Below are 22,259 nucleotides of genomic sequence, written 5' to 3' on the forward strand. Positions count from 1 at the left end.
GCATGACAAATTAGTTTTGATATTAGTTACCATGTTTCTTCCTTAATTTTAGTTATATTAAGAACTCTTTTAGTATGGGGCAGATAATAAATTGTCACCTTTTGATTTTTCTTTAGTAAAGTTTCACTATCATTCCTATAATGAAAAGTAAAAGTATTTTTATCTGTAACAACTGTAGTCATAGGAATTCTCCTTGTACCAGACTTGCTGTGAGTGACTTTTATCCAGTTGGATTTGTCTTTAACAATTTCGTTATCTACAATTGGATTTCTATTAATAGCCCTAGGCAAATCTAATATCTTATTTGGAAAAGATGAAACAACAGATACTAAGACCCATAAAAAAAATCCTCCAATAACTAGGGACGTTACACAAGACAATAATTTCTTACAATTAAAGTTAGCTCTACACTTTTTTACTTCTGATACAAACCCCTTGCATATTAGTGATAAAGTAAAAATAAAAATAATTACACAAATAAAATCAATAAATAAATCAATAAAAAAACCAGTGTATAAAGAATAATCAGGACTTATGCTTTTTATAAATAAGAAATTAGCATATAAAATTATACTAAATAATATTATATAAGCAGCAATCTTTTTCATTTTTAAAGCCATTTCAATCACCTACAGTTAAATTTTCTTTCTTTTTTTATAGTTATTAAAATTCTTGTTTTCATCAATAAATTTTTGAGCCTTGTCCATTTTTGCTTTTAAAAATTGTGAATTAGCCTTTTTATATGTATATAAAGCCTTTTCATATTCTTCGGTGCATATATAATTGTCACCTAATGCCTCTAATACTTTCTCTCTATCAGATTTATTATTTTCGGGTAAATAATCTAAAGCCTTATTAAAATCTTCAATGGCTTTACTATAATTGCACAATTTATAATAACATAGTCCTCTGTAATAAAATGGTTCACAGCCTTCAGGAACAAAGCCTGCTACTGCTGTAGATAAACTTTTTATTCCAGCTTCATAAAGTTTTTCATTATACCAGCCTTTTCCTATAGTTAAATAATATTTATAATCTTTAGGTATATAGGTATATACCATGTTTTTTAGCTTTTCATATTTCTCTTTCTCTTTTTCTGTATTCTTTATTCCATACTGTGAATTTTTTTTAGAAGTTGACATACTTTTATACTGATTTATGGCTGAATCATAGTCTCCCAAAGCTTTATAGTTTTCTGCAATTTCAATTCTAAATGCATCTGCATATCCTTTATCAAGGCCCTTTGATAAAGCTAATTCTCTAACCTTCATCAAATCATCTATTGCCTTTTTATATTGCCCAAGTTCTCTATAACAAGCTGCTCTACTAGCATATATTGCCCAAGGATAAGGTGTGTTTTTATTCATTAATTCAATTGCTTTAGAATAATAACTCATTGCTGTATCATACTCATTATTTTTACAATATATAGAAGCTATTGTAGAATACTCATCATACATATTTTCTTTATTTGCTTCCATACTTAATTTACTTTCCTTAATTTTAGTTGCATTTTGCACTCCCACTGAGTAGTTAGTAGATACACATCCCAGCATAGTATTCGTATTAGGAAGATACTGTACCTTAACTACATAACCTAAATTTTTATTACAACCAGTGGAATAGTACTTATTATAGGGTATATTTAAGGACAAAGTTTCTGTTTCAAAAATAGGTTTACTAATATTTTTATTCAAAGATTGAAAATGACTTTTTTGTTTTTCTGTAATTACAGTGGTAAAAATACATATCTCTGTTTTTGATAAAGGTTTATTCTGAATAACATATTTTAAATCATTAAACCCTTGAACATAATTCTTCAATGTATCCTTAAACAAATTACTTAGAAAACATATAGGCATAATCATTAAGATTAAAAATACAAGCCCCTTAATAAATTTTTTAATTCTACTGCCTTTACCACATATAATTGTTTCTTTTAAAATAACCTCAACTGCCCATAATACACTGATTATTATTATCAAATTGTAGGTCTTTTTTATCATGGTATTATAAAAATCATCATATAAACCTTGATTATTAGCATGTTTCAGTATAATAAAAGTCACAGCTAATATAATTAGTATAATTAAAATTGAAATAGTTATTTTTTGTATTACATTTTTAGTAGTCTTATCTCTTACCAATACTATGCCTCCTATTAATGTTAATCTTATTTTTGAACTTTATTATATTATAGCAAATTTACTGCATCCACAAATATCCACGGGGGACGTAAACAGAATGTCAACGATTTGTTTTGCTAATACCTTCAAGTTTCTATATTTGGTATGTAACTTAAAAATCCTATTTAAAAATATCTATTCGTAATATAAGTTTTCAAAAAGATATATGCGTAGAAATATTAAAGGTTGGAATTCCAACAGTGCTATTTAATTCATTATCAAGTGTTTCAATAGGACTAATAAAATTGATATTAAATTGTCTAAGGCTATTTTTATGAGTAAAAGTACAGTATTATAAGTGAGAATGATAAATTAATATATTTTTAGTTGACTTTCGTCTAAGGCGAAGGTTTAGAATGATAGTATAATAAGAATATGAGGAGATTAGATATGAGAGAAGAGTATACTATTAGTCAAATAGCTGAAATGTTTAATATTACTACTAATAAGATTAGATTTTATGAGAAAAAAGGATTATTAGTGCCTATAAGACAAAATGATAATAAATATAGAAAATTCAATGAAGAAGATATTGTTAGGTTACAATCTATATTACTTTATAGATCAATTGGGCTGAGTATTGATGTTATAAAAAATATATTAAAAAATAATGAAAAAGAAAATTATTTAACTCATTTTAATAATCAATGGAAATTAGTTAATGATGAAATTCATAGACTTAATGTAATAAGAAAATCTTTAGAGGTAGTAATAGATAAAATTTATGAAGAAACAGAGGATTATAAAATAAAAGATGATTTATTAGAAATAATAAAAGAGAGTAATAAATTGAATAATATTAAGAATGAATGGAAAGATAAGTGGAATTTTAATGGTTGGGCAAAATCATATGATGATGATGTTAAGAAAGATAATGGAGAATTAAAAATATATAAAAATTATGAATTAATATTGCAAAGTGTATATGAATTAGTAGAAAAGTTAGATAGAAAGAATTCTAAGATACTTGAAATAGGTGTAGGAACAGGAAATTTAGCAAGTAAATTTTTAAATAACAATTATGAAATAATAGGAATAGACCAATCTAGAGAAATGCTGTCAGTTGCAAAAGAAAAATATCCTAAGTTAAAGGTTAGATTAGGCGAATTTTTAAAGATACCTTACGATAATAAGTCTTTTGATATTATTATTTCAACATATGCATTTCATCATTTAAATGAAAATGAAAAATGTATTGCAATACAAGAAATGATAAGAGTATTAAAAGATAATGGAGCAGTAATTATTGGAGATTTAATGTTTGAAAGTAAAGATTCAGAAGAAAAAATATTAAAGGATTTATCACAGGAACAGATAGATGAAATAAAAGATGAATACTATTCGTATATTAACTTATTAAGAGATGAATTTAGTAAATATAATAAAAAATTAGAGTATACTAGAATAGATAAGTTTAACTATATTATAAAAATACAGTAAATATATTTAATAAAGAAAAAATTATATATGTTTATTTTTATAAAAAATTTGATATAATATAAATAAGAAAAGCTTAGTGCTGGTAACACTAAGCAGTCCCTAGAATATTTGTTTTAGGGCTATTGGATTTAATTTATTTCGTATAAATTATTAGAAAAAGCACAACTATTCTTGTTGGGATGGAGTGCTTTTTTCTTTGCTTTTAATTTCTATATCAAGACCAAGAAACTTAATCTTAATCTTTAAATTATATACAAAAAGATTATGTTGTAAAACCAATCTAATAATATAAATTATTGAAACACATTTTATGAGTGTATCTAGCATATCCAATACCACCCCCTAACTATGATGAAATATTCACCAATAGTCCAAGGGGATAAAATATTCAAAACCCCCGCAGCCATCCACTACGGAATTCTAATTTCTACTTTAGAATTATACCATAATTATCTAGAACATATACACAAGAATAAAATGGAAAAACTTCATTTAGAAATTCGCTATGCGCATAAATATCTCTGAAAAATGTAAACAAATTGTTAATGATTTGTTTTGCTAAAGAAAAGAGGAAGGTCTAAACTCATTTAGCCACAGATTTACTGCTTCCGAATTAATTCGCTGTTTGTTTAGTAATACGTAGCTTTCCATTCTTGGCGGCTTGCTTTCAAGAAGCTTTACTTCTACTAGTGAACCTTCTTTCAGAAACCTTCTAGCGGCGGACTCCATAATGAAGCTAAAGCCAATCCCTGCCTTTAAAAATGTAATGATGTTATTACTAATATTGATATCCAGCGGATATACATAGTTTTTCGGAAAAACTGAGTAGAACCACTCTTGAAATGGTTCAGTAAGAATTGCGGAGGATAATAAAGGTAAATTTCTAAGCTCATGGTCTGTGATACCGCATGAAGTGTAACTATTCTGTGATCCTGTAACCAATATGATTTTGTCACTATAGAAAGGTTCACATATAAATTGGGAAGATTTAATATCCAAATATGTAAATGCAATATCTAATTGATTTTCATGAAGCATTTGTATCAGTTCTTCACTATGTTCTATAGTAACTCTTATTGCAATTCTTTTATTTTGTTGCATATATTTAAGAATCATGTCTTGAACATGACAATCGTAAATAGAGTGAACAGCACCTATATTAAGTGTATCTTTGAATAATTCCAGGGCTTTAAGTCGAGAAATAGCAGACTCATGTATGCTTAATAATTGTTTAGCGTATGGAAGAAAAATTTCTCCCGCATTTGTAAGTACTACATTTTTATTTGTACGAATAAATAAGGTTTCACCTATATTATCTTCCAAATGTTTTATTCTGCTGGTGATGGTAGATTGAACCACATGGAGATGTTCTGCTGTTTTAGTAAAGTTTTTCAACTTAGCTAAGCAAATGAAAGTTTTTAAAAGTTCATAGTCCATGCTGCAAATCACCCCTTTCTATAATCAATATTTTCGATAGATATAATTAGATATATTCGTTATACAAATAGAAAAACCTCTTTTATAATTTAATTGTAACAACTTGATGTAAAAATATTCTATAGGAAGGAGTATATATGCATGTATATGATGAATGAAGAAATTGAATCCTTCTTATAGCAACATCAGGTGGATTTAAGAACAAATCTTATATATTTCAGAAATAGAAAGTAATAAAATTAGGAGGAAATAGAAAATGAATAAATTATTTATGAAGCCCACATTGACTCTTGAAATTGCTAAAGTGATTTCTTCAGCTGCAGAAGCAGAAGCTGATAGAAACGGTTGGGCTGTAGCTATTGCAGTGACAGATGATAGAGGTGAATTAATACATTTTATAAGAAAGGATAATACTACAAATGCAGCGATAGGTATAGCCCAAAAGAAAGCTTTCCATGCAGCAAATTATAGACGAAATACAATGTTTCATCAGAAATTATTGTCAGAAGGAAATGAGAATATTGCTGTATTGAGTCTGCCAAACTGCATGCCTGTTGAAGGTGGCATACAATTGATTTACGAAGGCAACGTTGTAGGAGCAATAGGAGTAAGTGGTTTAGCATCATATAATGATGGACGAGTTGCACAAAAAGGTTGTGAAGCCTTTGAAAAATTAATGTCAGAGTAATTTTGTAAGTGATGCAGTAATTTTAGTCAATATTATCTTGTGGTAGTCAATTAAGACAAGCAATATAATATTGACTAATTTGAAATAATTAAGAAAAGATTATTTAAGAGCGAAAGGAAGAAAGTATATGAATAATGTTGTTTTGTTGGTTGTAGATGTGCAAAATACACTTATTAAGAAACATCCTTATAATGAACAGAAAGTAATTGAAAATATTAAGAAACTTATTTTAACTGCAAGAGGTACTAATAAGGAAGTTATATATGTACGTCATGATGATGGAAAGGGTACCGAATTTGAGAAAGGTACAGATGGCTGGCAGATTTATGATGAGGTAGCACCTAACAATAGTGAATATATCGTTGAAAAGGAGTATAATAGTGCTTTTCATAAAACTGGACTTAGAGAGTATTTAGAAAGTAAAGAGATAGATACTATTATACTTGTAGGACTTCAAATAGAATATTGTATGGACGCTACTTTAAAAAGTGCATTTGATTATGAATATAAAATAATTATTCCAGAAGAAACAAATACAACTTTCGATAACGAGCTTCTATCTGGTGAGAAACTTTATGAATTTTACAATTATAAGATTTGGAATAAACGTTTTGCAAGTGTCTTATCAATGGAAGATGTAATAAAAATTTTGCTAGACAATTAATGAATATAATATGGATTATCTCAAAGAAGATAAACCTGTATTTGTTTAAGTTTTGGAAAAAGTCTGTGCTATTAGCAAATTCGCTGCGCTTATAAATATCCCTGTGGGATGTAAACGCATTTAACAATTTGTTTTGCTATTAGAACTGTAGATATGTACCATTTAAACCCTTGACGAAAGTGTCAAGGGTTTTGTGACCTAGTGTACTACTTAAGAACCCGCCCTTTCAAAGCATTCATAAAGACTGTACCTGCTGCACTGTTAACAGATATATTACTATATACAGGTAAATCAGCCAGCTGCTTGATTATATAATTGTATACATTCTTCTTATTTGGTATCCATTCTACAGTACCTTTACCACAGCATCCATTTATAATACTAGTTGACTTCGGATAAAGTATAGGTTCGTTTAAAGCTGCGCCTGGACCATCTACCTTAGGAATGTAACGCCAGCCAAAGACATTATTAGGTATAGGACCTGCAGCTTTTGCTTTTTCTAACTTTCCTTTTTCCCAGAACTTGATATCAGACATTTCTAGACGTAGAAAGGTTTCTCCAAATATGCTAGCATTGGTAAAATACTTGTTATTATAAGAATGAAGATCTTGTATATCAGCAAAAATTTTAGGCTGACCGCTTTGTTCTCTCCCTCCAATTATTGGAATAGTATTATTCTCCCAGATAACTAATGGAAAAACGCCCTCTAATTGATTCCCATAACTATATTTTATTATTATAAATTACAAATCTTATTTTTTTTCACCAAATATATCACATAATAAATTCATACTAAAGTTTATAAAATCATCCTCATTAAGCGAAAAATGCTCTGTGAATGTTTTACCTGATATAGAAAACATATGAAAGAATCCTGTTATCATAAATTCAGCAGAATGAGTTAATAGCATTGTATCAAAATCTGTTCGTATACTTCCGTCTGCCTTTCCTTCATCAATTACTTTTGCAATTTCTTGAGCCAATTCCTCGCTAACTTTATTAAACTCAATACGTTTAGCTGAATTTTCTTTAGTAGGCTTAATATATCCAATATAATTCATTAAGTTCAATGTACTAGGGGTTTCTTTATAAAATTGGCAATAAGTATTTATTAAGTATTTAAGCTTTTCATATCCGTTATTTCCATTTGGAGCTACGTTTTTAAGCCTACATAAAAGTCTCTCAAATCCTCTAATTATGACTGTAAACAATAAATCTTCTTTATCAGTAAAATATTGATATATAGTCTTCCTAGTAAATTGAGCTTCCTTAGCTATTGCTTCCATTGAGGCTCCGTTATATCCCATTACAGTAAAGACTTTTTCAGCAGCATTTATGATATCTTCTTCTCTTGCAAGTTTTTCTTTTTCTTTTCTAGAAATTATGCACATAAAAAATTTCCTCCTATTGACAAGTAAGTACACAAAATGTATATTAAGGTTACATGATGTAACTTTGAATTACAACTTGTGTACTTAGAGTATATTATATTGTCTATAATTTGTAAAGAAATTGAAATATTAATGGAGGATGAGGAAGGTATGAAAAAAGATATTAAAATTGTTGCAGTGATAAGCAGTCCTAATTTTAACGGGAATACTGCATCATTAGTGAGAGCGGCACTTAATGGCGCAAAGAAGGAAGGAGCATCTGTAACAGAAATATTTCTTGCAAATTACAAGCTTGAATTTTGCAAAGGATGCTTAATGTGTAATGCAAAAGGGAAATGTCCCATTTCTGATGATTTTGAAGAAATTAGAAAACTTATTTATGAAGCAGATGGAATTATATTAGGCTCTCCAACCTACGCTTTAGAGTATAATGCAGCAATGAAATGTTTCTTTGAACGTTTAGGGACTTACACTTTATATGCTTCTTTACTTGGAGAAAAGTATGTTGTTGGAATATCTACATCATATAATAAAAATGGAGCAAAAAAAGTAGCGAAGAAACTTACTGACATATTTAAGTTTGGGATATTTGAGAGAAGTTATATTTCGGGAACTTTAGGTGTTCATACTATGGTTAATGGAGTGGAAAAGAAGGTTTGTGAAAGCACTGATGATTTAAAGAAAGCTGATGAGCTTGGAAGAAAAATTACAAAAGACATAAAATTTAATAATAGATATCCTTTCCAAAATGTAATTATGAGAGTGGTGATTTTATTATATTTAAAACCTATTTTTAAAAAATTTATTTTAAAAAATAAAGAAGAAAAAGAACGTGCATCATATTATAGTCTTCACCAAAGAGGGTTAATTTAATGGTTTGGAAGAGTAGAATGAAATTATTTACTAAAGGGCTTTGGGGTGTAGCAGCACTAATGGTTGTTTTTGTATTTTATAAGAGAATGAATGCTTGTGATTATGTTAAGGCTCAAGTTAATTTGGGTGTAACTAGTAGTGCTTTTGAAGATGGGGGGACGATTCCCAAGAAATATACTGGCAGGGGAGAAGATAATTCTCCACCTATTAAACTTGAAACAATTGATAAAAAGGCAGAAACAATTGCTATTATTATGGATGATTTAGATAATCCATTAGGAATGTTTAACCATTGGGTAATCTGGAATATACCTGCTAGCTTTAGTGATATTCCAGAAGGTATATCTAAAGAAAAGATTGTAAAATCATTAGGAAATGCAGTTCAAGGTCAGAGTTACTATGGCAACAAACATTATTATAGAGGACCCAAACCTCCATTTGGTACACACAAATATGTATTTAAAGTATATGTTTTAGACAGTACTCTTAACTTGAGCGAAAATTCTGATAAAGTGGCATTACAGAAGACAATGGAAGGCCATATTTTGCAGTATGGAACATTAACTGGTTATTTTTGAGGAAAGATTTTAGTAAGTAAAGATAGTAGTATTTAATGTTTATAAAAATTAAAAGTAAACATCAAAAGTATTTCTCATGTACATAACATATTCTATAATGCAAAAATTTAAAAATAAAATTGCCTACTTTAATTGATACAAACATAGCAAAAATATATGTTTATTTTTCATAAAAATTTGATATAATATAAATAAGAAAAGCTTAGTGCTGGTAACACTAAGCAATCCCTAGAATATTTATTTTGTTTTAGGGCTATTGGATTAAATTAATCAAAGGTTAATTAAGAAAAAGTGCTAATCTTAGTTGGATGGGGCACTTTTTTCTTTGCTTTTAATTTCTATATCAAGACCAAGAAACTTAATCTTAATCTTTAAATTATATACAAAAAGATTATGTTGTAAAACCAATCTAATAATATAAACTATTGAAACACATTTTATAGAAAATTCGCTGTAATCATAAATATCCCCGGGGGATGTAAACAGATTATTAACAATTTGTTTTGATAAAAGTATTGCATGATGAACAGTACCACAAGTAGTAGCAAAATATATAAATAGATATATAGACCTAATTCTATCATATGGATACATTTAAGGAAGGTAATCTCTATTTGTATATTTAAACACATAAACTTAAAGTAATATGTTTATTATGAAAATAAAAATTAGCATATAATAATACTGACTATGTATAAATTGTGTAATTCCAGGATACTTAATTTACACATAAGTAGCTAAGTAATGTAATAATATAAAAATAGAGGTTGGAAGTTTGAATCTTCATCCAACCCTGTTAAGTAAACATATTATTTTTAAGTTTATACCAAAGTCTTGATAACTCTATTTTTCTATGGAATAAAAACATTTTTTGTGATATTATTTTTGAGAAATACATTTTTTAGGACAAGTTAATTGGCAAGCTCCACAGTCAACACAAGCTGATTCGCTGATTATTCTTTTTCTATCTTTGTCTTCTGTGATACATCCAACAATGCATACCCGCTCGCAAGTTCCACAACCTACACAATCTGATTTATTTATTTTTCTAGGCATATTTCTCTCCTTACATCTAGAAAATTATAATGTTTGTTTGCAAGAGGTAACTGTAACTTCTAATGTTCTTGTAAGAAATGGACACTTTTCTTTCATCATCTTAAAGTTATCCCCCTCTTTTAGAAATTTAGCAGTTCCTTCAAGTAAAAATCCAGTTCCCATAAATTTGTAGCCCATTACTTCATTACTACCAAGAGTCAATTTAACTTTAGGGTTAGCATTAATATTTTCTTCCGTTTTAATCATAGCAGCTGCGGGAATTAATATTTTATTTCCTTCTACAACAATTAAATAGCTGTTCCATGTATTAACGACATGTACTTCATTATTTGAACAAGTTCCTATAGATACTACTCCTTCATGATTTAGTACTTCAAAAAATTTTTCTGTAAACATTTTATATTCCTTCTTTCTTCTTAATGCGGACATATATTATCATCGACCAAAGTTATCGTCGACAATTATTGTCTTTAATAATAATATGATTTTTTTGTTTGTTTGTCAATAGATATTATTTGCAAAAGAATGTATATTTAATACTGTATGATTATCTTGAATGAGAATAAATAATAAGATATTATTAATAAAAGACTATATATCAAAGGAGTATGAAAAATGAAATTTTCAGTAGGAGTAGAATATGCAATACATTGCTTATTATATATGGTAAACACAGAAGAAGGTAAATCTATAGGAATTAGGGATTTAGCCACATTTCAAGGTATCTCGGAAACTTATTTATCAAAAGTATATGCAAAATTAAGTAAGTCAGGAATTATAAAATCTATACCGGGTGTAAAAGGTGGTTATACACTAGCTAGTAGTGCAGAAGAGATAACTTTTTGGGATATTGTTGAAGCAGTAGAAGGAAGTGCGCCATTTTTTCAATGTGCAGAAATTAGACAAAATAATATATTATTAGACAAAGATAATTTACCAGACACATATACCAAATGTCCTTGTTTAATAAAAGTTGTAATGCTAGAAGCAGAAGATGAAATGAGAAAATATTTAAATAATAAGACATTAGCATGGTTATATGATGAGGTATATAATAAAAAAGTTCCGAAGGAAATGAAAAATGCAACAATTGAATGGTTCAATAATAGCAAAAAGTAATTTAAGTAGTAAAATTAAGAATGTTAATGGAGTTAGTATGACTAACGCTTAGAAATTCTATGGTGAACCCCGTGCCATAAGGGGTTTTTAGTATTTATTAAATTGTAGCGATGGCATGTGTAGGTTTAAATGAAGTGACAGAGTATATGAATGAGAATGAGGTATTAAAACAATTTAAAAGTGCAAATAAGTATGTAATTATTTATCCATTGCATAACTTTAATATTACGTCAAAGCTGAAAGATTATATTGATGTTCAATTTTCTTGGTATTGAGGATTATGAAATAATTCGAGTTCAAGGAACTGCCTTAGTGGACAGAGATAAAATATATGTTAAATGTTAAATAAATGTATTATAATTTATATATCTACATCCAACTTTTATTGAATTACAAGTGTCAAAAATAGAGAAAAATATAGGAGGATGCTTAATGGAGAACAATAGAAACATTTTAAATGACCAAAATCCACATTGGGAGAGAACTTTTTCAGATAACGAAGATATGTTTGGACAATCACCAAGTGAAGCTGCTATAAAAGCAGTTAAAATATTTAAGGATCAAGGAAAAATAAAAATTCTTGAATTAGGTGGTGGTCAAGGAAGAGACACTATCTATTTTGCTCAAAATGGTTTCCAAGTATATGTTTTAGATTACACAAATAACGGAATTGAGGCTATCAATAAGAGAGCACATCAACTGGGTTTATCTAATTCCATTACTGCAATTCAGCATGATATAAGAAATCCGTTGCCTTTCGATGATGAATTTTTTGAAGGGTGTTATTCTCATATGTTGTACTGTATGGCTTTAAGTACTCAAGAACTTGAGTTTCTTTCCCAGGAGGTAAGAAGAGTTTTGAAAACAGATGGAATTAATATTTACACTGCTCGAAATACAAACGATTCTCATTTTGGTACTGGTATTCATAGAGGAGAAAATATGTATGAAGTCGGTGGATTTATCGTTCATTTTTTTACTAAAGAGATGATAGCTAAATTGGCAAAGGGATATACTATATTAGAAATAAGTGAATTTGAAGAAGGGCAATTACCACGAAAGCTTTATCAAGTAACGCTACAAAAACAGAATTGTTGCTAAATATATTCCATAAAATATTAAATGAATCTAACCAACACAATTTTCTTAAGTTATGAATTAATGGAACTCTTGTTAGGAGTTCCATTGTTATGTACTATATTATAAGTGCTATTCATTAACATAGATTAAATTAATAATAAGGTAAATGGTAACTTATATTTTTAACTAAAAATATAAGCGAATATTACAATTACAATTATAATAAGAAATAAGCAGCCACAACCACTATTATAATTTATATTATTAGTACTATTATTTGAGGTGTTAAAATTACTAAAATTGCTGTCTAAGTTTGGATTAATATCTGAAGATTTATTGCCTGTAAATTTAGATATATCTAGTAATGAAGCAGCTTCTAAATTTTTACTTACAAGCAAAGCAAATTCCTCATCTTTAGGTTCTATACTATCATTAACTTTAATCCAGTTCTTGTTTATATTTGGATTTATCATGTCAGGAATTTTGTTTAATGCTATTTTACAGCGAGGGTTAGAAAAATCAGGGCAGCAATTTAAATTATAGGAGTTTTCATTAACAGTTTTTCTAATATCCTCTTTGTCTATATGCCATATGCATTTAGCATCATAGTATCCATATTTCCACCAAGGAGTGCCACCTATGTTTATGTTTAGTCTATGACATTCAAAAGGATTAGCTGTTTTTAGATTATAACCTGAACAAAAGCTATCTTTTGGAGAGCTTTTGCATTTATTACAATAACATTCAGTTAAAGTATCTAAAGATTTTTGGAATAAAAACTTATTATTTATTTCTATGCGACATGAATTCCAATCTTTAATTATGTTATACAAATTCATAAAAATTAAAAAACTTCTAGAATCCTTTGTATAAGAAGAATGATGTATTAATGTATCTTCCATTTTCTCTTCATAGTTTAATCCTAATCTGGATAGAGCTACAGCTTGACTATAATTTTTAGAAGTAGATTTTTTAAATGACACACCTATGTACCAGTTTGGTAGTTCTATATTTTCGCAATCATGTATTTTTGAAGAAGTTACTGCTTCAACTTGTTTTTCAAGTTTCTTCAAGTATTTGTTGGGACTTTTAGCTACAACACAAAGCTTGACTGTTCGTCCTGCTTTCATTTTTACCACTTTATTAGTTTCAATAAGTTCATTAAGTGCAGTATTTACTAAACTTTTGCTTTCACCTTGAAAATTATTGTAAAAATCTTTCATAATAATTCCTGAATTTTCAATTATAAAATTATAAATATTAGTCTTTAGTTTTTCAATTGATTGATTATTAGCCATTTCATCACCTTTATGTGTATTATTATTTCTTCCATGGATACCTATCGTAATACTCCTGATAAGTAAGATTCATTGATCATTAAGAAAAGTAACCCAAAGTTCTTTAATTATAACATTTCTATCAATTTTATATTAGAGTTTATTTACTTAAAACAATAGGATATAATTAGGAAATACTCTTATTTGACAGATAGATGTACAATGAAAGTTATTAGAAATTCGCTGTACTTATAAATTATTTCAGGGGGTATAAACCAATTCTAAAGAAAAGAGGAAGGTTTAAACTCATTTAACCACCGATTTACTGCTTCCGAATTAATTCGCTGTTTGTTTAGTAATATGTAGCTTTCCATTGTTGGTGGCTTGCTTTCAAGAAGCTTTATTTCTACTAGTGAACCTTCTTCTAGAAATCTTCTAGCGGCGGATCCCATCATGAAGCTAAAGCCAATCCCTTTTTAACAATTTGTTTTGTTATTAGAACTGTAGATATACACCATTTAAACCCTTGACAAAAATGTCAAGGGTTTTGTGATCTAGTATGCTATCTAAGAACCCGTCCTTTCAAAGCATTCATAAAGACTGTACCTGCTACACTGTTAACAGATATATTACCATGTACAGGTAAATCAGCCAGCTGCTTGATTATATAATTGTATACATTCTTCTTATTTGGTATCCATTCTACAGAACCTTTAGCACAGCATCCATTTATAATACTAGTTGACTGGGGATAAAGTATAGGTTCGTTTAAAGCTGCGCCTGGACCATCTACCTTAGGAATATAACGCCAGCCAAAGACATTATTAGGTATAGGACCTGCAGCTTTTGCTTTTTCTAACTTTCCTTTTTCCCAGAATTTGATATCAGACATTTCTAGACGTAGAAAGGTTTCTCCAAATATGCTGGCATTGGTAAAATACTTGTTATTATAAGAATGAAGATCTTGTATATCAGCAAAAATTTTAGGCTGGCCACTTTGTTCTCTTCCTCCAATTATTGGAATAGTATTATTCTCCCAGATAACTAATGGAAAAACGCCTTCTAATTGATCATGTTTTCCATTGAAGCGAGCGGGCACCTGAACTTGTATTAAATTATAGCCTCCGCCAACAAACCAGTTGCAGGCTCTAAGCTGACATAAGCTAATAGTGAGTTCAGGCTTTAAAAGTTCAAAGCCTTTAGGTAAAAATTTGTTTAATGTTTTATCATCGGTGTTCATAGTGAAGTTCAGCGATAAAATATCGGCAGTAGCGGTTAATTTAGCATCAAATACAGTTCCTCCAAAGAATGGTGGCATACTATAGGTTTTATCTTCTTCAAATTTAAACATCTTTACCTCCAACTACAATTTTTGAGCTTATCACCAAATTTGATGAAAGTGAGCAGTAAAAATCTTTTCTGGATCGTCAGTTCCTTCTACATTAGGTATTTTAATGCCTTTCAATTTTTCAAAGCCCTTAGGTACATATAAAGTAAACTTCAAAGGAACTGCTCCCTTAGATAAAGCTTCAAAATATTTTTTTATAGAGTCAGCAGCACTTACGTTTTGGTCCACTGGTTCTGGAATTTTATCACCATATTGTATAGTATCAGAATTTAGTGCGGTAGAATTAGTATTTTTAGTGTATATGCCTGAATTTAAAGTTTTGTCAGCGTATTGAAAAGCACTGCCATATAGGGAACTAAGACTTATATTGTTAATAAACTGAGAGCCATATATAGTGTCGTTAGTGTTCATATAGGTAACTGTCTGCCAACTAGGCCACATTCCACGACCATACATCATTCCTTTAATAAAAATATCTGGGTAAACAGTGTCTAATTGTGATAGTTTATAAGCTGTTGCTGCGTAACCTATAAGAAAAGCTTCTTTTGAAAAATCATGTCCCTGAGAATTCCAGTTTTTATTAGAGTTCCTAATTACCATGGAGGTAGAAAGAAAGCTTTTCTTAATTGGTCCATATTCATCAATTGATATAATATCATTAGTATAAGAAAGTATGCCGAATATTGCTGTTTCAAAGCCTCTACCTTTCTCATCATAATCTATTATACCGTCCTTATTTTCATCAAAGTAATCCATAAACTCTTTATAAAGGGATGTTCCTGTGAGAGTATCACAGTTTTTGGCATAACTTAAAATTGTAAGCTGCAAATCATGCAGTATAGTTTTAGGATTGTAATACAAGGTTTTTGTTATAAGTTCCAGGAAGTTTCCATTATCTATTCTGCCAAGATGACCATTTAGTGATGCTAAAGGGCAATCTGTAGTACTGTCATAACCCAATATATAATATTCTCTCTGACCTATACCTCTTTCTTCGGCATAACGGTATAAGTTATATCTAAATAGAGGTGAATCAAACCATGTTGCCGTGGATATATTTCTTCCATGATTTATTGCAACAGGAACATGATGAACAAACTCTGTAGGCCACCTGTATTTTACTTTAAGCTTCGATGCTTGAAGCATTGGAAGTGTCTTAAAGCAGTATCTAGCGCAGAAGAGATCTAGAGCCACACAGTCTAGTGAAGCAAAAACATAGCCTTCTTTAACAGTTACCGAGCGCTCATCTGGATCGTGACTTATATTAATCATGTTTATAGTATCAGTTACATGAAGCAAGAATACATTTTCATTCTGAACTGCTTTTATAACATCAGATTGAGTTCCTGAAAAGCCTGCAGTTTTTGTAGCAGTATAGTTTCCATTTTCATCTATGATAGGTAGATGGGTATTAGGATCCATTTCAAAAACCCAAGGAGAATGTGGCAGTTTTCCTTTTAGATTTGGGTAAACTGTATGAGGAAAATCATATTTCTGTGAGGGATAAAGTCCTATACCTAAATTTTTTATAGCATTAGTAATCAAGTCTTGAGCATGCATTTTAAGCTTTGGAATATTTATTAGGATGCAGCCAGGGTAATCTTCTAAGTCGTCTTTATCATTTGGATCGCCGCCTATTATTACTTTGCTTAGTGTAATTTCCTTGAAGGTTGCTCCATCAGGAACTGGTATGGTTCTTCCTTTATTTATAACGTCCTGAATTTTATTGAGGTCATATACCATTAGTCTGTCAGATGCCTTGCCTGGAGGTATGAATTGTCCTCTAATGCTATCCTCATAGCCCTTCATAGGATCGTCTTTGTGGGAAGCTTTATGTCGCTCTGATAAGTATTTTCTAACAAAGTAGAAGCCCCAGCCGCCGTAGAAATCACCACTTCGCCCTTCAAAAACGGCTTCTGTTGTAATATTTTTACCTGAGGATTTACTGTATATAGCTGATAGTAAAAAGGTTCCGGTGGAGGCTTCAGCTAATGCCATTTCATAATAGCTTATTTTTAGTTTATCGTGGAACCATCTCATTAAAGCAGCTATTAAAGCCCATTCAGTAAGAATAGGAGTTCCTATCGCTCTACTGTGTGTTTTTTCATCTATATTGGCTGGAAATACAAGGTTTGGTTTAAATAACAATTTCTTTCCAAGGCTTAGCTCTGATTTCACCGTATCTTCAAAGGAAGTTTCCTTATTAAGTCCTGATAAGGCATAATCCAAATTATAATAGATATAGTCTATTTTACTTGTTATGTTGTTCCAGGCTGTATTATCTTTTTCATTGATGAATTTCTGTAGCAAATTGGGTATTTCACCATAAGCCTTTGATGGATCTATTCTAACTCCAGAGATTGCTGAGCCATTACAATCTACATTCTTTGTTCCAATTGGTGAATTTACAATGGATAATTTAGAATATTCTTTAGGCATTTTTATTAACCTTTCCAATTGATTCCATAACTATATTTTATTATTATAAATTAATAGATATTCATGCTATTTACATAAGATAGGACAACAAATTGTTAGCAATTTGTTTTGCTACATCAATGAAATGATAAGCAGAATAGGAACTTTGATGAAAAGAAAGTTTCTGCATAAAGATAATATTAAGACAGCAGAGAGATCTTTGCTGTCTTAATGCTTTTTTTAGAAAAGAGTATCCACAAATACCACCTAAAGTTGAATACAGTTTATCGGAGCGTGGAAAATCTTTGATTCCTGTTCTTGATATGATGTGTGAATGGGGTACTGCAAATCGGCTATAAAAAGTTAAATTTACTGTAACTTCAAAAAAACTTGAACATATTACTATTGGAAAGAAAAATGGGCTAATTATTTCTCATAAAAGACTTATGTCCTCATTTTTGTCTAATTTTGTTATATTTTATATAAAAATATACGAAAAGTGTTGAAAAAGTTTTTAAAAGATGTTAAAATAAGGTTGGTTTTAAGTATGATTAATATATTTATTAAATATAATTTTTAACTGGCATATTTAAAATATAAAAAAGTGGAAACCGTGAAAAATTCTCTTTATTTGGGCACTTTGAGAATTTGGAGTTAATAGTGCAACCGACCAATAATTAGTTTGTAAACTAACTATTGGTCTTTATTTTTTTGAAAATATAGATATCCAACTTGAAAATCTTAATTTTGTTATAAAATCAAAATTAAATTTTAGCACTTATCCAAAAAACGTAAAATTTAATTATGATATTGTATATTTATAATATGATTTTTTTAAAACTAAGGAGGAGTATAATGAAAATTTTTAACAACTTAAAAATGTTATATAAGCTAATGATAGCTTTTATAATAATGGTGATATTTATTGGAATTGTTGGTTTTGTAGGAATATCAAATATGAGAGAGATCAATTCAAATGTTTCAAATTTGTATAATATTGATTTAAAAGGTGTAAAGGATGTGAATATGCTTAAAACAAATCTTGCAAATATTAGGGCAGATATTTTGAAAATTTTAGATCCTAAAAATAGCAGTAAAGTCTCTAGTTTAGTGGATGATATTAACAAATTAGAAGATGTAGATAAAAATTTAGTTGAAGATTATAAAACTACAATTGTTACTACCACTGATAAGGAGCAGTTTGCTGAATTTGAAAAACTATTAGGTGATTATAGAAATTATCGTGGACAACTTGTAGATAAGGTCAAAGCTTCAGATTATGATGGGGCTAATACTATTTTTACTAAACTTTCAGAAGTTAGAGAAGATATGTTTAATGTGTTAGATAAAGAAATAAGTTTAGATACAAAACTTGCTGCGGATGATTATAATAGCAGTAATGCAATTTTTAAAAGTTGTACAATATTTTCTATTAGCACAATAATAATAGCTATTATAGTTGCAATTATTTTAGGCCTTTTTATATCTATTGTAATATCCAAGCGTTTAAGTAATATTTTGGCGTTTTCTCAGGCTATAGGCAAAGGAGATCTTACAGCAACAATTAATATTGATTCAAAGGATGAAATAGGAAATGTTGCTAAAGCTTTAAATCAGTCTAGAGAAAATGTAAAAAATGTAATAAAAGAAATAATGAATAATGCTAGTGATATGAGTGCAACAAGTGAGGAATTATCAGCAACTGCTGAAGAAGTTTCAGCCAAAATGGAAGTAGTAAATCAATCGGTGGAGCAAATATCTAAGGGTGTTCAAGATTTAAGTGCAACTACTGAGGAAGTGAATGCATCAACTGAAGAAATAAATGCTAGCACAAATGAACTTGCAAATAAATCAAATGATTCCAAGGTATCTGTAAATGAAATAAAAAAACGTGCATTTGACATAAAAGTTAAAGCATCAAAAAATATAGAAGAAAATACAAAAATATATAGTGAGAATCGTTCAAATATTTTAAATGCAATTGAAGAAGCTAAAGTTGTAGAAGAGGTTAAGATCATGGCTGACTCTATTGGTAATATAGCACAGAAGACAAATTTATTAGCGTTAAATGCTGCAATAGAGGCAGCAAGAGCTGGGGAACAAGGAAAAGGATTTGCAGTAGTTGCAGATGAAGTAAGAAAGCTTGCAGAGCAATCTGAGCAGGCAGTTGTAAATATCCAAAGTATGGTTGAACAGGTACAAGCAGCAGTAACTAAACTTTCGCAAAGTGGACATGATGTACTTAAATTTATGGACAATAATGTAAAACCAAATTATGAATTCCTTCAAAGTACAGGTATTCAATACGAAAAGGATTCGGAATTTATGAATACTACTGCAGAAGAAATTTCAACTTCTTCTAAACAAATGAATGAAGTTATTGAGCAAATAAGTGCTGCTATACAAAATGTATCTGCAACTGCAGAAGAATCAGCGACAAGCTCAGAAGAAATATCAAATAGTGTTAATGAAGTAACTTGTGCTATTAATGACGTTGCAAAATCTGCACAAAGTCAAGCTGAACTTGCACAAAAATTAACTGACATGGTACAGAAGTTCAAACTATAAACCTCAATAGTTTTGATAATATTAAGACAGCAAAGCTCACTTTGCTGTCTTAATGCTTTTTATATCTGATTGAATACTGGGTTAGTTTTTAGGTGCAATCAATTTTGAAATTAGGATTGTGGATTTTTTAGCAGAAATAGATTTGAAATAATAAGTGACAATAAAGTATAATGTTTGTTATGAGTATAATATATGAAATATATAAAGGAGTTTTTTAACATATGAATTTTTATTTCGCACCTATGGAAGGTTTGACTGGGTACATTTATAGAAATGCCCATAAGGCCTTTTTCAATAACGTAGATAAATACTTTTCACCTTTTATTGTTGCAAATCAAAGTGATAGGTTTAAAACGAAGGAATTGAGGGATGTTCTACCTGAAAACAATGAAGGTATAGTTTTGATCCCACAATTACTAACAAATAAAGCAGAAGATTTTATACACACTGCAAAGAAAATAAAGCAAATGGGGTATAATGAGATTAATTTAAATTTAGGATGTCCTTCAGGAACTGTAGTTTCAAAAAATAGGGGATCTGGATTTCTTTCAAAGCCAGAAGAACTTGACCAGTTTTTAGAAGAAATTTTTTCTGAGGCAGTAACAAAAATTTCAGTAAAAACAAGAATAGGGAAAGACAAGCCAGAAGAATTTTATAATTTGATAGAGATATTTAACAAATATCCTATGGAAGAACTTATTATTCATCCTAGAACTCAAAAAGATTATTATAAAAATACGCCAAACCTGAAGGTTTTTAAGGACGCCTTAAGCTTAAGTGAAAATCCAGTTTGTTATAATGGTGATATTTTTACAGTGGAGGATTACAAAGAGTTTACCGATGAAATTCCTAGTGTACAAACTGTAATGCTTGGCAGGGGACTATTAGCTAATCCAGGATTGATTAGTTATATTACAAATAATACTAAACTGGAAAAAAAGTTACTGAAAGATTTTCATGATAAAGTTTATGAGGATTATAAAAAAATACTTTCTGGAGATAAGAATGTGCTGTTTAGAATGAAAGAATTGTGGTTTTATATGAGTCAGGTATTTTCTGATAATGCAAAATATGCAAAAAGAATTAGAAAGTCAGAAAGATTATATGATTACGATGCGGCAGTTTTAAGCTTATTTGTAGAACAGGATATTATAATCAAATCAAGTGATTCTTAGATTCAGGTGGAGTTTGCATGTAGGGAATACCTCTTTTTCATCTGAGTCTTAGAAGAACTTATCCAGGTGCATAAAGTAGCTGTCCCCAACTTGAAGAATGATGGGGTATTAGCAATGGCAGCAATGGGATAAAAGTCTGTAAATTAAATGTCCCTTAGGAAATTTTAGATTTTCCCAAGGGACATAAATTTTTTCTATACTATATTTAAGCTCTTTTTATCTGTAGCCATATTCTTCAGTTTGAAAATGAAGTGTGATTTTTACAGTTTGAGTTTTCTCATCATAATATTTCATAAATGTAATGGTACTCTTGTCATCAACCTTTAGGTCATCTATAAAATCATTTTTTTTCTCTTTTGCTAAAGCCATACATTGATTCATTTTCTTTTCAACTTCTTCATATGGTATATTATTAGAGAATTTTTTTAATATGTTTTTTGTAGTATCATCTAATTTAACATTTTCTTGAGATATACTTTCATTTAGTTCATTACGTGAATCTATTTTTTTATATTTCTTTTCATCATTAAAATATAGTGAGAAACTATATTCATTTAAATTATCTTTATAATTTTTTGGATAAAAGTTATATTCTAGTTGAGCTTTTTTTCCTTGTTTATTAAAGTTTTTCTCGTCATCTCCTGTTTGCTTATATTTATCTCCTAGCATTTTCTTTATATCTTCACCTTTAGTAATAAAATCTTTAGTTGCTTTTTCTTTATAAGCATAGTCAGGATCATTAGGAAATGTATCTTTTAACATTTTATCTACATCAATGCCATTTATTTTACCTGGCAGTTTACTATTTTCTGATGTACTATCTTTACTTTTATCCTCTTGTGTTTGTTTAGTTTGGTCCTGATTAGCTACTTTTGCTTGTTTTTTACAGCCAGAAAGTGTTGCTAGTATAAAAACAGTCATAATTATTGAAAGAAATTTTTTCATTATAATCATTCTCCTT

Annotated in this window: 23 protein-coding genes, 1 pseudogene and 1 riboswitch; of the genes and pseudogenes, 11 read left to right on the forward strand and 13 right to left on the reverse strand. The window is 29.3% G+C overall.

Features of this window, described 5'->3' with window-relative positions; genetic code table 11:
* Positions 1-26: 26 nt before the first annotated feature.
* Together HBE96_RS16980 and HBE96_RS16985 are read right to left on the reverse strand one after the other, a co-directional pair.
* Positions 27-620, reverse strand: coding sequence for a hypothetical protein (locus HBE96_RS16980; RefSeq protein WP_169298910.1), 594 nt, complete (start codon positions 618-620; stop codon positions 27-29).
* Positions 621-635: 15 nt separating this feature from the next.
* Entirely contained in the window at positions 636-2,147 is a 1,512-nt protein-coding gene (locus HBE96_RS16985) for a tetratricopeptide repeat protein (protein WP_169298911.1), read from the reverse strand.
* A gap of 429 nt (positions 2,148-2,576) precedes the next feature.
* Between HBE96_RS16985 and HBE96_RS16990 the strand changes: the two genes are divergently transcribed.
* Positions 2,577-3,626: a MerR family transcriptional regulator gene (locus tag HBE96_RS16990; RefSeq protein WP_169298912.1), complete on the forward strand. Its 1,050-nt coding sequence runs from the start codon at positions 2,577-2,579 to the stop codon at positions 3,624-3,626.
* A gap of 165 nt (positions 3,627-3,791) precedes the next feature.
* Here the strand turns inward: HBE96_RS16990 and HBE96_RS16995 are convergent, their stop codons facing one another.
* Both HBE96_RS16995 and HBE96_RS17000 read right to left on the reverse strand, forming a co-directional pair.
* Positions 3,792-3,953, reverse strand: coding sequence for a hypothetical protein (locus HBE96_RS16995; protein WP_169298760.1), 162 nt, complete (start codon positions 3,951-3,953; stop codon positions 3,792-3,794).
* Between the two features lie 231 nt (positions 3,954-4,184).
* Positions 4,185-5,063, reverse strand: a complete 879-nt coding sequence (locus HBE96_RS17000) for a LysR family transcriptional regulator (RefSeq protein WP_169298913.1) — start codon at positions 5,061-5,063, stop codon at positions 4,185-4,187.
* A 256-nt stretch (positions 5,064-5,319) separates the two neighbouring features.
* Here HBE96_RS17000 and HBE96_RS17005 point away from each other — a divergent pair, with 256 nt between their 5' ends.
* Complete coding sequence (locus HBE96_RS17005; RefSeq protein WP_169298914.1) at positions 5,320-5,751, forward strand: GlcG/HbpS family heme-binding protein; 432 nt, start codon at positions 5,320-5,322, stop codon at positions 5,749-5,751.
* A 127-nt stretch (positions 5,752-5,878) separates the two neighbouring features.
* Positions 5,879-6,415, forward strand: coding sequence for a cysteine hydrolase family protein (locus HBE96_RS17010; RefSeq protein ID WP_169298915.1), 537 nt, complete (start codon positions 5,879-5,881; stop codon positions 6,413-6,415).
* A gap of 206 nt (positions 6,416-6,621) precedes the next feature.
* Here HBE96_RS17010 and HBE96_RS17015 read toward each other — a convergent pair whose 3' ends face one another.
* On the reverse strand, positions 6,622-7,155 hold the full coding sequence (locus HBE96_RS17015; RefSeq protein WP_169299035.1) for an acetoacetate decarboxylase family protein: 534 nt from the start codon (positions 7,153-7,155) through the stop codon (positions 6,622-6,624).
* Positions 7,156-7,167: 12 nt separating this feature from the next.
* Complete coding sequence (locus tag HBE96_RS17020) at positions 7,168-7,806, reverse strand: TetR/AcrR family transcriptional regulator (RefSeq protein ID WP_169298916.1); 639 nt, start codon at positions 7,804-7,806, stop codon at positions 7,168-7,170.
* 150 nt (positions 7,807-7,956) lie between these two features.
* Here HBE96_RS17020 and HBE96_RS17025 point away from each other — a divergent pair, with 150 nt between their 5' ends.
* Together HBE96_RS17025 and HBE96_RS17030 are read left to right on the forward strand one after the other, a co-directional pair.
* Positions 7,957-8,679 carry a flavodoxin family protein gene (locus HBE96_RS17025; RefSeq protein WP_169298917.1) on the forward strand — a complete coding sequence of 241 codons (723 nt, stop codon included), beginning with the start codon at positions 7,957-7,959 and terminating at the stop codon, positions 8,677-8,679.
* Positions 8,679-9,257 carry a YbhB/YbcL family Raf kinase inhibitor-like protein gene (locus tag HBE96_RS17030; protein ID WP_243186978.1) on the forward strand — a complete coding sequence of 193 codons (579 nt, stop codon included), beginning with the start codon at positions 8,679-8,681 and terminating at the stop codon, positions 9,255-9,257. Before HBE96_RS17025 ends, HBE96_RS17030 begins: the two co-directional genes overlap by 1 nt.
* A 300-nt stretch (positions 9,258-9,557) precedes the next feature.
* On the opposite strand, the gene HBE96_RS26445 is transcribed toward HBE96_RS17030, so the two are convergent.
* The 3 genes from HBE96_RS26445 to HBE96_RS17045 form a co-directional block, all read right to left on the reverse strand.
* Positions 9,558-9,851 carry a hypothetical protein gene (locus HBE96_RS26445; RefSeq protein ID WP_169298761.1) on the reverse strand — a complete coding sequence of 98 codons (294 nt, stop codon included), beginning with the start codon at positions 9,849-9,851 and terminating at the stop codon, positions 9,558-9,560.
* Between the two features lie 285 nt (positions 9,852-10,136).
* A complete protein-coding gene (locus HBE96_RS17040; RefSeq protein WP_169298918.1) occupies positions 10,137-10,313 on the reverse strand; it encodes a 4Fe-4S binding protein in 177 nt (58 codons plus the stop codon).
* Between the two features lie 24 nt (positions 10,314-10,337).
* Positions 10,338-10,709, reverse strand: coding sequence for a pyridoxamine 5'-phosphate oxidase family protein (locus HBE96_RS17045; protein WP_169298919.1), 372 nt, complete (start codon positions 10,707-10,709; stop codon positions 10,338-10,340).
* A gap of 219 nt (positions 10,710-10,928) precedes the next feature.
* Between HBE96_RS17045 and HBE96_RS17050 the strand changes: the two genes are divergently transcribed.
* From HBE96_RS17050 to HBE96_RS17060, 3 genes are all read left to right on the forward strand, one after another.
* A complete protein-coding gene (locus HBE96_RS17050) occupies positions 10,929-11,432 on the forward strand; it encodes an RrF2 family transcriptional regulator (RefSeq protein ID WP_169298920.1) in 504 nt (167 codons plus the stop codon).
* Between the two features lie 146 nt (positions 11,433-11,578).
* Positions 11,579-11,707 carry an NAD(P)H-dependent oxidoreductase gene (locus HBE96_RS26995; RefSeq protein ID WP_425350762.1) on the forward strand — a complete coding sequence of 43 codons (129 nt, stop codon included), beginning with the start codon at positions 11,579-11,581 and terminating at the stop codon, positions 11,705-11,707.
* 157 nt (positions 11,708-11,864) lie between these two features.
* Complete coding sequence (locus HBE96_RS17060; protein ID WP_169298921.1) at positions 11,865-12,533, forward strand: class I SAM-dependent methyltransferase; 669 nt, start codon at positions 11,865-11,867, stop codon at positions 12,531-12,533.
* Positions 12,534-12,694: 161 nt separating this feature from the next.
* On the opposite strand, the gene HBE96_RS17065 is transcribed toward HBE96_RS17060, so the two are convergent.
* From HBE96_RS17065 to HBE96_RS17080, 3 genes are all read right to left on the reverse strand, one after another.
* Positions 12,695-13,810 (reverse strand): hypothetical protein, encoded by a 1,116-nt coding sequence (locus HBE96_RS17065; protein ID WP_169298922.1) that lies wholly within the window; start codon positions 13,808-13,810, stop codon positions 12,695-12,697.
* A 541-nt stretch (positions 13,811-14,351) separates the two neighbouring features.
* Positions 14,352-15,152, reverse strand: coding sequence for an acetoacetate decarboxylase family protein (locus HBE96_RS17075; protein ID WP_169298923.1), 801 nt, complete (start codon positions 15,150-15,152; stop codon positions 14,352-14,354).
* An 18-nt stretch (positions 15,153-15,170) separates the two neighbouring features.
* Positions 15,171-17,576, reverse strand: a complete 2,406-nt coding sequence (locus tag HBE96_RS17080; RefSeq protein ID WP_169298924.1) for a DUF362 domain-containing protein — start codon at positions 17,574-17,576, stop codon at positions 15,171-15,173.
* 170 nt (positions 17,577-17,746) lie between these two features.
* Between HBE96_RS17080 and HBE96_RS17085 the strand changes: the two are divergent.
* The 3 genes and pseudogenes from HBE96_RS17085 to HBE96_RS17095 form a co-directional block, all read left to right on the forward strand.
* A pseudogene (locus HBE96_RS17085) lies at positions 17,747-17,914 on the forward strand (winged helix-turn-helix transcriptional regulator); the annotation flags it as partial.
* A 238-nt stretch (positions 17,915-18,152) separates the two neighbouring features.
* A riboswitch (cyclic di-GMP riboswitch) is annotated at positions 18,153-18,236 on the forward strand.
* Positions 18,237-18,410: 174 nt separating this feature from the next.
* The gene (locus HBE96_RS17090; protein WP_169298925.1) at positions 18,411-20,123 is read left to right on the forward strand and encodes a methyl-accepting chemotaxis protein; all 1,713 of its coding nucleotides are present in this window, start codon (positions 18,411-18,413) and stop codon (positions 20,121-20,123) included.
* A 221-nt stretch (positions 20,124-20,344) separates the two neighbouring features.
* On the forward strand, positions 20,345-21,298 hold the full coding sequence (locus HBE96_RS17095; protein ID WP_169298926.1) for a tRNA dihydrouridine synthase: 954 nt from the start codon (positions 20,345-20,347) through the stop codon (positions 21,296-21,298).
* A gap of 216 nt (positions 21,299-21,514) precedes the next feature.
* Here HBE96_RS17095 and HBE96_RS17100 read toward each other — a convergent pair whose 3' ends face one another.
* Positions 21,515-22,243 (reverse strand): hypothetical protein, encoded by a 729-nt coding sequence (locus tag HBE96_RS17100; protein WP_169298927.1) that lies wholly within the window; start codon positions 22,241-22,243, stop codon positions 21,515-21,517.
* Between the last annotated feature and the right edge of the window lie 16 nt (positions 22,244-22,259).

This window comes from Clostridium muellerianum, from assembly GCF_012926525.1.
GTDB classification, from domain to species: Bacteria; Bacillota; Clostridia; order Clostridiales; family Clostridiaceae; genus Clostridium_AM; species Clostridium_AM muellerianum.

Coding starts and splice junctions, on each gene's coding strand:
- HBE96_RS16980 (WP_169298910.1), bottom strand. CDS start 620: ATGGCTTTAAAAATGAAAAAGATTGCTGCTTATATAATATTATTTAGT.
- HBE96_RS16990 (WP_169298912.1), top strand. CDS start 2,577: ATGAGAGAAGAGTATACTATTAGTCAAATAGCTGAAATGTTTAATATT.
- HBE96_RS16995 (WP_169298760.1), bottom strand. CDS start 3,953: ATGCTAGATACACTCATAAAATGTGTTTCAATAATTTATATTATTAGA.
- HBE96_RS17000 (WP_169298913.1), bottom strand. CDS start 5,063: ATGGACTATGAACTTTTAAAAACTTTCATTTGCTTAGCTAAGTTGAAA.
- HBE96_RS17005 (WP_169298914.1), top strand. CDS start 5,320: ATGAATAAATTATTTATGAAGCCCACATTGACTCTTGAAATTGCTAAA.
- HBE96_RS17010 (WP_169298915.1), top strand. CDS start 5,879: ATGAATAATGTTGTTTTGTTGGTTGTAGATGTGCAAAATACACTTATT.
- HBE96_RS17020 (WP_169298916.1), bottom strand. CDS start 7,806: ATGTGCATAATTTCTAGAAAAGAAAAAGAAAAACTTGCAAGAGAAGAA.
- HBE96_RS17025 (WP_169298917.1), top strand. CDS start 7,957: ATGAAAAAAGATATTAAAATTGTTGCAGTGATAAGCAGTCCTAATTTT.
- HBE96_RS17030 (WP_243186978.1), top strand. CDS start 8,679: ATGGTTTGGAAGAGTAGAATGAAATTATTTACTAAAGGGCTTTGGGGT.
- HBE96_RS26445 (WP_169298761.1), bottom strand. CDS start 9,851: ATGTATCCATATGATAGAATTAGGTCTATATATCTATTTATATATTTT.
- HBE96_RS17040 (WP_169298918.1), bottom strand. CDS start 10,313: ATGCCTAGAAAAATAAATAAATCAGATTGTGTAGGTTGTGGAACTTGC.
- HBE96_RS17045 (WP_169298919.1), bottom strand. CDS start 10,709: ATGTTTACAGAAAAATTTTTTGAAGTACTAAATCATGAAGGAGTAGTA.
- HBE96_RS17050 (WP_169298920.1), top strand. CDS start 10,929: ATGAAATTTTCAGTAGGAGTAGAATATGCAATACATTGCTTATTATAT.
- HBE96_RS26995 (WP_425350762.1), top strand. CDS start 11,579: ATGAATGAGAATGAGGTATTAAAACAATTTAAAAGTGCAAATAAGTAT.
- HBE96_RS17060 (WP_169298921.1), top strand. CDS start 11,865: ATGGAGAACAATAGAAACATTTTAAATGACCAAAATCCACATTGGGAG.
- HBE96_RS17065 (WP_169298922.1), bottom strand. CDS start 13,810: ATGGCTAATAATCAATCAATTGAAAAACTAAAGACTAATATTTATAAT.
- HBE96_RS17080 (WP_169298924.1), bottom strand. CDS start 17,576: ATGCCTAAAGAATATTCTAAATTATCCATTGTAAATTCACCAATTGGA.
- HBE96_RS17090 (WP_169298925.1), top strand. CDS start 18,411: ATGAAAATTTTTAACAACTTAAAAATGTTATATAAGCTAATGATAGCT.
- HBE96_RS17095 (WP_169298926.1), top strand. CDS start 20,345: ATGAATTTTTATTTCGCACCTATGGAAGGTTTGACTGGGTACATTTAT.
- HBE96_RS17100 (WP_169298927.1), bottom strand. CDS start 22,243: ATGAAAAAATTTCTTTCAATAATTATGACTGTTTTTATACTAGCAACA.